This window comes from Tumidithrix helvetica PCC 7403, assembly GCF_965232925.1.
In the GTDB taxonomy this organism is placed as follows: Bacteria; Cyanobacteriota; Cyanobacteriia; order Pseudanabaenales; family Pseudanabaenaceae; genus Tumidithrix; species Tumidithrix helvetica.
Map to the genome: position 1 here is coordinate 1 of NZ_CBDDRA010000055.1, position 12,466 is coordinate 12,466.

Annotated in this window: 6 protein-coding genes and 1 tRNA gene; all 7 read right to left on the reverse strand. The window is 46.3% G+C overall.

What is annotated here, in order from left to right; genetic code table 11:
* Nucleotides 1-85: 85 nt before the first annotated feature.
* Nucleotides 86-1,228 (reverse strand): type II secretion system F family protein, encoded by a 1,143-nt coding sequence (locus tag ACP2WE_RS25660; RefSeq protein WP_425218363.1) that lies wholly within the window; start codon nucleotides 1,226-1,228, stop codon nucleotides 86-88.
* A gap of 85 nt (nucleotides 1,229-1,313) precedes the next feature.
* Entirely contained in the window at nucleotides 1,314-2,468 is a 1,155-nt protein-coding gene (locus ACP2WE_RS25665; protein WP_425218368.1) for a type IV pilus twitching motility protein PilT, read from the reverse strand.
* 71 nt (nucleotides 2,469-2,539) lie between these two features.
* Nucleotides 2,540-4,570 carry a GspE/PulE family protein gene (locus tag ACP2WE_RS25670; RefSeq protein WP_425218364.1) on the reverse strand — a complete coding sequence of 677 codons (2,031 nt, stop codon included), beginning with the start codon at nucleotides 4,568-4,570 and terminating at the stop codon, nucleotides 2,540-2,542.
* 181 nt (nucleotides 4,571-4,751) lie between these two features.
* Complete coding sequence (gene gcvP, locus ACP2WE_RS25675) at nucleotides 4,752-7,829, reverse strand: aminomethyl-transferring glycine dehydrogenase (RefSeq protein WP_425218365.1); 3,078 nt, start codon at nucleotides 7,827-7,829, stop codon at nucleotides 4,752-4,754.
* Nucleotides 7,830-8,315: 486 nt separating this feature from the next.
* A tRNA-Leu gene (locus tag ACP2WE_RS25680) sits at nucleotides 8,316-8,395 on the reverse strand.
* A gap of 136 nt (nucleotides 8,396-8,531) precedes the next feature.
* Nucleotides 8,532-10,685, reverse strand: a complete 2,154-nt coding sequence (locus ACP2WE_RS25685) for a hypothetical protein (protein ID WP_425218366.1) — start codon at nucleotides 10,683-10,685, stop codon at nucleotides 8,532-8,534.
* An 83-nt stretch (nucleotides 10,686-10,768) separates the two neighbouring features.
* Nucleotides 10,769-12,178 (reverse strand): cache domain-containing protein, encoded by a 1,410-nt coding sequence (locus ACP2WE_RS25690; RefSeq protein WP_425218367.1) that lies wholly within the window; start codon nucleotides 12,176-12,178, stop codon nucleotides 10,769-10,771.
* Nucleotides 12,179-12,466 lie beyond the last annotated feature (288 nt).

Below are 12,466 nucleotides of genomic sequence, written 5' to 3' on the forward strand. Positions count from 1 at the left end.
CTCGAATCCTTGCATTTATTGCCTACTTCAACCGTACGATGGCAAAGCCTTTTAAGTGGACTTATAAAGGAAAGGCTCTGGCAGTTTAACGGTAGACATTTTTACGCCGTAGTGTACTAGTCAGTGCCTTTACCGCTTCTTCAACTTCATTTTCGTAAAAGTCGGCAACTTTCATCAACATCTTGTCGATTTCGCCTGTCTCCTCACCAATGCTAATCATTTGAATTGCCATTACAGGAAACACCTCAGTCTTTTCTAGGGCTGGAGCAATTTGCCCCCCTTCTCGAACGGCAGTTCTAGCTTGATCGATCGCATTGGAAATCACCAGATTGCCTGCTGTTTCAGAGGTGATTTCTAGAGCCGCCAGAATCGGTACACCTGCTCTAGAAAGCGAGCCAAAAGTACGTGAAAAGCGAGCCACGGCAGTCTTGACCACCAGATCGCCAAACAGGGGCAATTTCAAGAACACACCATCCATGTAGAGTTTGCCAAACGGTGTTGCATAAAACTGCCGATAGGCAAACATAAATGCGATAAATCCCCCAGGCAATAGCCAAAAAGTCCAGCTATTTAAGAAGTTACTGATATTGACTAAAATTTGTGTAAACGCAGGAAGCTCGCCACCCAATTGTTTAAACACGCCGCTAAACACTGGAATGATGAACTTACACATACCAATAAAAATTGCCACGGCGATCGAGCAGACCACAACGGGATAGGTCATGGCTGACTTGATCTGGTTGGTCAAACGCGCCGCATCTTCTAAAAGCTGAGCTAGTCTCGACAAAACATCATCTAAAACACCACCTGCTTCGCCTGCCTGTACCATAGCGCAGTAGAGGCGATCGAACACTTTCGGGTGCTTGCGTAAAGCATCAGAGAAGTTTGTACCCTGTTGCACATCATCTAATACTTCGCTTAAGGCAAGCTTGAGTTTAGGGTTGGCACATTGGTCGGTCATGACCCCTAACCCACGTACCATGGATACCCCAGCGTTTACCAAGGTCGATAATTGCCGTGAAAACAAAGCCAAGTCCTTTACAGAGACTTTCTTCATCGATACTTTGAACTTTTGAAAGTCAAAACCACCCTTGACTTCCTTAATGTCAGCGATCACAAATCCTTTCTGTCGCCAGACATCACGAGCTTCTTTGACAGATTCAGCGACCATTACTTGCTGAACTGCTTTACCTTTTGAGTCTTTGAGACTACCTTGAAATCTGGGCATGGCTTTACCTCTTTACCTAATTCTTTCGTTATCCAAAATATTTATCTGCAACGGTCACCCAACACACAGCCAATTTTGTCGGCAACTATCCACTAATTGAACGGGATCGAACCATACTCGGATCTTTGGCATCGTATCCACCTTTGCGCTTGGCAACGGGAGCAGGATTGGGACCCACAATCCGCAATAGCTCTTCTGGTCGTGAAGTTTTAGATACAGCAGACTCGAAAGTAATGTCACCATCTAAATAGAGTTTTGCTAACACTGACTCTAGGGTTTGCATCGATTCTTTCCCGCCTGTTTGAATAAATCCATACATTTGAGCCGTCTTACCTTCACGAATCAGGTTGGAAATAGCTGGGGTCACAATCATAATTTCCTGTGCCATCACCCGTCCAAATTGTCCAGGCTGTGGGTTATGCCTAGAGACAAGCGTTTGACTCAACACGGCAACCAACGAGTTAGAAAGCTGTACGCGAATTTGTCCTTGTTGTTCGGGGGGAAACACATCGACAATGCGATCGACGGTTTGGGAAGCAGAACTGGTATGTAATGTGCCGAATACCAAGTGCCCTGTTTCTGCAGCAGTCACAGCGAGCTGAATCGTTTCAAGGTCGCGCATCTCACCGACAAGAATAACATCGGGATCTTCTCTCAAAGCACCTCTAAGGGCATTGGCAAAACTCTTGGTGTCTTCGCCAACCTGACGTTGGTGGATTACACTCTTGACTGACTCATACACAAACTCTATCGGGTCTTCTACGGTCAGAATATGCTCCGCTCTCGTTTTGTTAATGGTTTGGATCATCGCCGCTAGAGTTGTGCTTTTCCCCGAACCCGTAGGACCGGTTACCAAGATTAATCCTCTTGGCTTTTCTGATAGCTCCTTAACAATTGGCGGGAGGTTCAAATCTTCCATGTCTGGAATCTTGGATGACAAGGCTCTCAAACAAGCTGCATAGGTGCCCCGATCTTTGTAAACATTGACTCGAAATCTTGCCAGCCCCTTTACCCCATAGGAGCAATCTAACTCCCAGTTTTGCTCTAGGTTTTTACGCTGATTATTGTTGAGCATGGCAAAAATCAAGCGTTGACATTCCTCTGGGGTCAGAGGATCTCTATCTGTCGGTGTGAGATGTCCACTAATGCGGATATAGGGTGGTAGCCCCGCAGAGATATGTAGATCGGAGCCTTTGCGCTCGACCACTTCCTCCATGAGGTCTTCGATGATGTAGTCCATTACCATAGTTATCTATCCTCAAATGGTTGAGCTAGTTTATGCCATAAGTGAGAAACAAAACATAATTGAGGTCAAACAATTCTGGGTGTCGTACAGTAAGGACATTCCAGCATTTCTGGTTTTAGCTGTGCGTTACAGCATTCACACTCAAGTCCTTTGTTGCGCTTTGCCCGTTCCTCTGCTTCTCGTCCTTTATCGGTGTAGGTAACACGCAGGACTTCTTCTAAGGTGGTCAAGCCTTGTCGTACTAGTTCGAAACTGTATGCCATCAGGGTTTTCATCCCTTCTCTAACGGCAATCTCTTTAATCAGATCTGTAGTTGCGCCCTTATTGATTGCACTTTGTAGGCTTTCTGTCATCTTCATGATTTCATAGGCACCGACGCGACCTTTATAGCCTGAGCCATTGCATTTAGGGCAAACACGTTGACCTGGTAGTATTGCCTCGCGATTAATCGCATTTGCCCGATAGAAAGTGCTTTCTAGGTCGCTGCGGGGCAGACCAAAGGCATCTAGATCGGTTTGAGTTGGTTGGTAAGGGATGCGACAGTTGTCACAAACCTTTCTAAGCAAACGTTGGGCAAGTACACCAATTAAGGCAGTACTGGTCATAAATGGCTCAATGCCCATTTCGTCAAGGCGGGCGATCGCACTGGGCGCATCATTAGTGTGCAGGGTCGTCAGTACGAGGTGCCCTGTGAGCGCCGCTTCGATTGCAGTTTTCGCGGTTTCTTGATCTCTTGTTTCTCCAACCAGAATGACATCAGGGTCTTGACGCAAAAACGATCTCAAGATATCGGCAAATGTCATTTTCTTGTCTCGAAGCACCTGACATTGGGTGAGCCCAGGTAGGTTATATTCCACTGGGTCTTCGGCAGTACTGATATTAATCCCAGGGTCATTACATTCCGCGAGAGTAGAGTATAGGGTGGTCGTTTTGCCCGAGCCCGTTGGTCCTGTAACCAAAATTAATCCAAACGGTCGTCTTGCCATATCCTGCATGAGCTTTAAACTCTCAGGATCTGTAATCAACTTATCTAGCCCCAGTTGTGTATTGGAGTTATCAAGAATCCGTAAAACCACTTTCTCCCCGTTTTGAGAAGGGCAAGTGCTAACCCGAAAGTCTACGCGACGACCTTGGAAGTTGCGCTTGAGCTTGCCATCTTGAGGCTGCCGTTTTTCAGCAATATTGAGGTTGGAAACGATTTTAAAGCGGGAGATCACGGCATTGATAATACTCTTTGGTAGCCGCTTGCCTTCACTTAAAAAGTAAGATTCGCGCAGGATACCGTCTTTCCGAAAGCGGACGCGCAGATCTTTTTCTTGCGGCTCAATGTGAATATCAGACACACCCTCTTTGAGAGCTTTTACCAAGATTTTGTCTACCAAGCTGATAATTGGCGCCGAGTTTTCGCCACCCACCGAGAGTTCATCATCGGCATCTCCTGCATCGGTGAGAGAGTCATCCCCAAAGACATCATCTTTAACCTGTAAATCTTCGTCACTGATTGCGCCTTCGGCTTTAGCACTCTTATTAACTTGAAATTGGAGAATGTCATCAAAGAGTCGCTGATAATCTTCTTTGGCGATTACGCGCTTGGAAACAGTTTGGGTCTTAGCAAGTCGGGCAAGTTCGCTCTGAACCTTGTAGCTTTCAGGAGCAACCACTGCTACCGTTAGCGTAGATTCTGTTTTTACGAGGGGTAGCATCTCGCATTCGCGACAGATCTGAATCGTAATTACATTGGCATCGATCAAGCCGCTAAGGGTGGGAATATCAAATTTATCAACTTCTACATCGGGATCGATCGGTTCGATACCATGGAGAACTCTGAGTTCAAAAAGTTGCTGTCGTTTGTAGTAACGGGTAATGTCTGGCGAAAGCGATTGCCCGATCACGCGCTCTAAGGCTATCAAAAAGGGTAGATTTTGATCTTCTTGGCTATCTTTGATGGCGCGATCGAACTGATCTGTCGTAGCGTGTCCTGCCTGAATCAACCTGCTTTCAAATGGTGTCCTTCCCCCTCGTTTTGCAAGTGCTTTTGCCCTAGTTTTGGTGGTGGCTGTAGCAGCGTTGGGTACATTTTGATCTGAAGTATTCATAGGCTCGTTAAGTTAATTAGGAGTAAGCTACCCAGAGGCATTTTGATAAAATCATAGCCTTTTGCTTAACTTTCTGGGGGAAAGATAGCATATTCAGCTGTGAGATCTTTACATTTATCCATAAAGTATCCATAAAGCGATCGCTTTATGCATGAGAGCTATTTGCAATCGCTATTTGCTTTTAAGAATAAGCCTCCATCGGCAAACAGGAGCAGACAAAATTACGATCGCCATAGGCATTATCGATGCGTCCCACCGCAGTCCAAAATTTATGCTCTTTTGTCCAAGGTGCAGGGTAGGCAGCGCTCTGGCGGGAGTAGGGATGTTGCCAGTTGTCAGCCAACAAACTCTCGGCGGTATGGGGCGCATTTTTGAGTGCGTTGTCTTGGCGATCTGCGGTTCCTGTAGCGATCGCTGTAATCTCAGCGTGAATGGCAATCAGGGCCTCGCAAAAGCGATCGAGTTCCTGTTTGGATTCGCTTTCGGTGGGTTCTACCATCATCGTGCCCGCTACGGGCCACGACACCGTAGGCGCATGGAAGCCATAGTCGATTAAGCGTTTGGCGATATCATCCACCTCGATTCCCGCTGTGGTTTTGAACTCGCGCAGATCCAAAATACATTCATGGGCAACAAAGCCGCGATCGCCCTTATAGAGAACGGGATAGTAAGGGGCTAGGCGATGGGCGATGTAGTTAGCATTGAGAATGGCGATTTCGGTGGCAAGTTTTAAGCCCTTCGCGCCCATAAGTGCGATATATACCCAAGAAATTGTGAGGATGCTCGCACTACCCCAAGGTGCAGCCGAGACAGCCCCTACATGGATCGCTGCTGGATCTGAGATTTGCAAATCTGGATTGTGTAAGGTATTTGGTAAAAAAGGAACCAGATGGGAAGCCACACAGATGGGACCCATGCCAGGCCCGCCGCCACCGTGGGGAATGCAGAAAGTCTTATGCAAATTTAGATGGCAAACATCTGCACCAATATCCCCAGGACGGCAAAGACCCACTTGAGCATTCATATTGGCTCCATCCATATACACCTGTCCGCCGTAGCTATGCACGATGTCACAGATCTCGGCGATCGCTTCTTCAAATACGCCATGGGTAGAGGGATAAGTGACCATCAATGCGGCTAGTTCGCGACCGTGGGTTGCGGCTTTTGCTTTCAGATCTGCCACGTCAATATTGCCCATACTGTCACAGGCGATCGCGACGACCTTCATGCCTGTCATCACCGCACTGGCAGGATTGGTTCCGTGAGCAGATTGCGGAATTAAGCACACCCGTCGATGGTCGTCACCGCGATGTTCGTGATATTGCCGAATTGTCAGCAAGCCCGCATATTCCCCTTGAGAGCCAGCATTGGGTTGCAGAGAGACCCCTGCAAAGCCCGTGATTTCAGCCAGCCAAGCTTCCAGTTGCTGGAATAGAATCTGATAACCCTGCGTTTGGGCTAAGGGCGCAAAGGGATGAAGACTGGCAAATTCTGACCAAGTGACGGGGAGCATTTCCGATGTCGCATTTAACTTCATCGTGCAAGAACCCAAAGGAATCATCGATGTAGTAAGCGATAGATCTTTGGCTTGCAGGCGATGGATATATCGCAATAACTCTGTTTCGGAATGATAGCTATTAAAAACGGGATGGGTGAGATAGCTACTGGTGCGCACAAAGGATTGAGATAGAACTCCTAAACTTTTAGCCTCTAATTGGAGATTTTCGAGATTTAGAAGCGTCATGAAGGATTCGCGATCTAAACTTGGTGCGAAAACCTGCCAAAGATCCTGTACATCCTTGAGCGTTGTGGTTTCATCTAGGCTGATGGCGATCTCTTGGGAATTCAGCACGCGCAAATTGATCTGAGCCGCATCAGCCGCCTTGAGAATATTCTGAAGAGATTCCCGATCGGAATCGGAACCTAAATCGACTCGTACCGTATCAAAGAAATTTTCGGAAGCGATCGCATATCCCAATCGTTTCAATCCCAACGCGAGAACTACCGCCAAGGAATGCACCCGCGCTGCAATTCTCTTTAAACCCTCTGCACCGTGATAGACCGCATACATACTTGCCATCACTGCCAAAAGCACTTGCGCAGTACAGATATTACTCGTAGCTTTGTCACGACGAATATGTTGTTCGCGGGTCTGAAGTGCCAAGCGCAGTGCAGGATGACCGTGTACATCCTTAGACACGCCCACCATGCGCCCTGGAACTTGCCGTTTGTAAGCCTCTCTGGTTGCGAAGTAAGCCGCATGCGGTCCACCATAACCCATTGGTACGCCAAATCTTTGGGTGCTGCCCACTACCACATCTGCACCAAATTCTCCCGGTGGTTTCAAGAGGGTCAAACTGAGAATATCAGCAGCAACGATCGCTAAGCCACCTGCCTCGTGAATTTTGGCAATGCACTCGCTGTAATCGTAAATCTGCCCATCACTGGCGGGATATTGCAGTAACGCCCCGAATACGGTTCGATCGGAATTCCCAGAGAAATCAAAGGTGGCATGGTTGCCTACAATCACTTCAATCCCTAAAGGTTTCGCGCGGGTCGCAACTACGGCGATCGTTTGCGGATGACAAGCCTCTGACACAAAGAAACGATCGCCCTTAGACTTACTCGGTGACTTACTCGTCTGCAATCCATAAATCATGGTCATGGCTTCTGCTGCCGCAGTTCCCTCATCTAAAAGCGAAGCATTCGCAATTTCCATTCCCGTCAAGTCGATGATTGTAGTTTGGAAGTTGAGCAAAGCCTCCAATCTGCCTTGAGCAATTTCAGCTTGGTAGGGCGTGTATTGGGTGTACCAGCCAGGATTCTCTAAAATATTGCGCTGAATTACAGGGGGGGTAATGCAATTGGAATAGCCCGTGCCAATAAAAGAGCGAAAGACTTGATTTTTAGATGCGATCGCTTTTAAGGATTGCAACAACTCATACTCACCTCTGGCTTCACCTAACTGCAAAGGTCGTTTGATGCGAATGGATTGGGGAACGGTTTTGTCGATTAAATCGTTAAGAGATGTACAACCAAGGCTAGACAGCATTTCTTGGATCTCTGTAGCGTTAGATCCAATGTGTCTGTGAATAAACGTGTCAGTAGGTGCGAAGGCATCACCGTTCAGACAAGCTTGAATTGGATTAGATTCGATGGGTTGATGACAGGGTGAGGATGTGGCTAGAATCTCTGGTTCCTGTGATGACTGCAATGCTTGAACGCGATCGGCTGCTGCGGTGGTTGAGGATTCTAACATAGCTGTCTGTGTTGGTTGTCTGGATTGATTTTAGAGGAATTGGACAATTAGCGGTTTTCAGGCATAACTCTCAGTTATTACACGACAATCCACAAGTAATTGTTGTCGCATACTCTACATTATTACCGAATGTTAAGAAATCCAACAAACGAATTTAGCGATCGCAATTTGATGAGATAGGACTATAGCAATCTTCAATGCATTGTAATTAATTTATAGCGCAGGCATCTTGCTTGCAAGGGCTAGATGCCTGTACTAGCTTCACAAACAATTTAAGGAGCGCTATAGATGCGCTTCATTCAAAAAAAAGGTGTTTGGCAAAAATTGCGTGCCAACAGAATAACCATTTATGTATGAGGCGAATTAGGGGAAATATTTACGCCACTACTAAGCATCGACCAAACTTGTTCCAAGTCTTATCTGCGATCGCTTTAGTGACGGTTAAGGGTTATTTTGGGCATTACTACCGTTGCAATACAAGAGTAATGCGGTCAGGGAGACTCGAACTCCCACGGTTGCCCACTACCACCTCAAAGTAGCGCGTATACCAATTCCGCCATGACCGCAAACTGAGAAACCGTATAAACAATTTTTCAGCGATTACTATACTACATCAACGATCGCCAGAAATGAACAAAGTCACTGCCAGATTGTGAGAAATTATCCATCGCAGGCTTGAGTTACTGAGGGCAAACGTAACTGCTAGACGCGATCGCAGCCAAATTTAGGCACGCGAACGTCTTGCTGTCCGTAGACATGACCATCGTCAGCACCACTTAACGTCAGTACTTTATCGTTTTTCAATTTAATATCCACGGCATTCGTTGCAGAATTATATTTTGCCAGAGCCTTACCATTTAAAAACTCAGAGATGCGTTTGCCTGTCTTGCTGAGCGGCCAGAGCATTACCCGCCCATCATCACCACCACTGACCAAATAGCAACCATTCGCGCTTAGAGCCACCGATCGCACGGGTTTGCCCCCATGCCCATCTGACCATTGATCGATAATTTCACAATTGCGCGAACCGTTGAGGCAACTACTGAGATTCCAGAGCGTGATGTAGCCTTGGTTGTCAGCAGTAGCCAAAAGATTGCGATTAAACCCCGAGGTGGCAATACTTTGAATGTAGTCCTCCTGTCCGCCAGGTCTGGGATAGTTCACGGGTTTGAAGTTATTTCCCACCCAGTTCCACAGCACTAACTGATTAAATCTGCCTGCGATTGCCAAGGTACTATCATCCTTCCCCACCAAATTGGCATCGTTGATCGCGAAATCAAATTGCTGGGTCTGTAAAGGCTGAATCGGATCCTCCGATAAGAGACTCTGATCGACATCCCATCGCAACACCAAGCCACTGCCATGACTGCTAAACAGATTGCGGGCATCTTGGGTAAACTCTAGCCCAAAGACGCGATCGTCTTTTTTATAGGCAAAGGAACTTCGAGGTTTTTTGCGATCGCTGAGAATTTCCCAAAGTTGAATCTCTCCATTCTCTAAACCTGCTGCCACAAAGTCATTACTCACAGGGCGATAGCGAGCAACTCGGATGGCTTTACCTGCATCCGCCAGTACGCCTAATTCGACGTTTTCCCAAAGGAAGTGAAATCCTGCGGTATTCCATCTTTTAATGGTCTGATCGTTAGAACTACTGATTGCATTTGTAGACAGCCCATTGAATCTGACGGAGGTCACAGCCCCTTTATGCACCAAAAAAGGATTGAAGGGGTTGAGTGGTGAGAACCAACCCAGCAGAAGCAGGAGCAGTGCTACGAACAATGCCAAAATCCACTGAGGTATCACTGGTTTGATCGCTAGCTCAACAGTCTGTTGTTCGTCTCGTATATCTGCCCTTCGATCTTGCCAGTTTGCCTTAATTCTAAGGGGGAACTTCTTAATATTGCCCGCCCAAGCGCGGGATTTCTTAATTGTGACGGTTAGAGAAAGTTCGGCATTCTCTAGTGGTTGCAGGTCGGCTTCATTGGGTGTGACTTCAAAAGAGCAGCCCTCGCGATATCCTCCAGATATATCAAAACTAATCTTCTGGAGTAAATTACTAGCATTATCAGCATGGAGGGTATAGATGGCAGGTGTAGAACGCCAAAATGCCCAAACCAATTTATTGGGAATTGACTGTTGCCTTGGCGTACAGTCAAAGCTCATATGTCCCTTGGGCATCACTTCTAAGAGGACTTTGGTTTGCGAGGGCAGACCGTTGGTATGGGTAGCCTCGATCGCCAGTGGATAAACTTGACTGATGGCATCCGCGTTGAATGGAGGCTGGCAGAGAAAAGAACTAGAAAATTGTCCCCCAGGCTTGATTTGAAATTGTCTTGTATTTCCATTGGGCAACCATTCCACTGGAATACCGCTACAAGTAAGCGTGACATTACTGGGCAGTTGGCTGGGATTGCGAACGAGGACAGGAATCTCGACTTGATCGAGCGGTGCAACCTGTAGCTTTGGAAATGGTAGCTCGATCCCCAGTTTGGTCGAGCTAATACCTTCCTGTAGATCTAGACGCATCACCTGTCGGGCTTCATCTCTCAGATCCATAGAGAAAGCACGCACAGTGAGATTGACTAAACCTAAAAAGCCAGGAATCGGTGTATCTATAATCGATACGTGAAATTCCACCAGATCGCCAGGAGGGTTTTTAGTACTGACTTCGGGTGAGATGTCATACCATTCATAATCAGGCTCGACCTCTGAGCCAGCCGCAGTGACTTCTAGCTGAAAGCTAGCGAAGCGATCGCTTTCATTTGAGATCGTCACAGAAAAGGAAACGGGCTTCCCTCCCGGTTTAAACGCAATGTCTTTTTTAGAGACAATCATTCCAATGAGATTTTCTGCCATGAGTAGAAGAAGTGAATGCTTAACGACTAAATGAAACGAACAAAATGAGTGGAAAACGTATTCACGATATAAGCTTGATTCGGCTATATTTTAGGCTTATTAGGGTGACTACCTCCTGTGGACGTTCCGCTGCGTGTAGCTCTGGCTTTGGTCAATAAATTTTGCAAATCGTTCGTTTGTCCAATTTTCGCAGCCATTGCCGCTTTTTTGGCTTTATCTGATTCTTGGCGCAATTGACTCAGTTGGTCTTTCATCCCTTTCTCACGGGCAAACACTACATTTCCCATGCGCTGAAACACTCTTGCCATTTGTCCGATCTCATCCTTGCGATCGATCAAACCTGCTAAGTGTTCGTCAGTAAACTCTTGATCTTCAATCGCCTTGGCGGCTTTGTTGAGGCGATCCATTGGATTCAAAAGCCATCCTGCCATCAAGAGACCGATCGCAATACTAAAAACTAATGTCGCAATAATAATCACAATTGTGTTGCGATTACTTGCAGCAATTTCTTCCATAAAATCTGACTCTGGAATGACGACCACAATCAGCCAGTCCAAACCATCCTTGCTATGTAACTTCGTTACATTAACGAGTTGGCGAGATCCCTTGAGTTCGAACTTAAATAGTTGATTTTCACCAACCTGTTGAAAGTCTTTAAATTTCTCAATGATGCTCTGAGCTGTGGACTGGATCAGCACATCGCCACTTTTAACCGAAGAGATCCGTTCTTGCTTTCCATCTTTGGTCGTGATAAACGGTGGTTCGTCCGTAGAACTGGCAACGACATCCCCAGATAGTTCTACGATAAAGGCTTCTCCAGACTTACTAATTTTTTGTTGCTTGAGAAATTCACTGATTTGAGAAAGGGTAACGTTAATTCCCACTGCACCACGAAATGTTCCAGAGGTTGTGTAAACAGGCGTAGCTCGACTAATCGTCAGCAAACTGCGATCCGCAGAGATAAAGATGGGACTCCAGATCGGTTTACCCTGTTGTTTTGCTGCCACATACCAAGGTCGTGAAACCGTGTCGTAATATTGCGGTTCGAGCGTAGTTGCACGATCGCCTTTCTGATTTAGTTTAAACACTAAGCGGTTAGGGGCACTCGCTTCATTTCTTACCCGCAGAAAGGTTTCGCCCTGATAGCGATCGACACCGACAAAATCCCCCCTTTCGTTACCGTAGTAAATATGAGACTCTAGCTTTAGTTCTTCAATCTTTTCCCACAGGTGTTTTTGTAGCACAAGTTGGTCGTCAGGATTTACGATATTTTTGTTTAAAATGTAAGCAGTAGAATCATTGATCAATGCCGATTTTTCTAAGTAGTTATTAATATGTTGTTCGATTCGTTCGCTAGCATCTTGACTCAACTGTTGTGCTAACTTGTTGACCGCTTTTTCTCCATTAGCAAAGGATAGCCATCCCGTTAGACCCACGGCAGCAATCAGTTGTACGGTCAAGACTACGGGTAAAATGTGTCGAATTGAAGCCATAGTTAAAAGCCATGAAGCAAGATACTCTTGATTTTAAGCTTCACAGGCTCGTTTAGCGTTAAAACTTTGGTAATTCTTTGAATTAACGAATTGTTTCAGTTGCCAGAAAAAAACAGCAATTGTCAGCGATCGCCTGTTAATTACCAGAAAAACCAGTGGGAGCATCTCAATTAGGCACTGAGCAAATATACTTAGGGGCATAGAAATAACCGTTGAGGTAAGCACAACGATGCTTCAAGACTTGAGCAACATTGTGACGGTTCCATTGAGCACCAGAAATCTTGACCC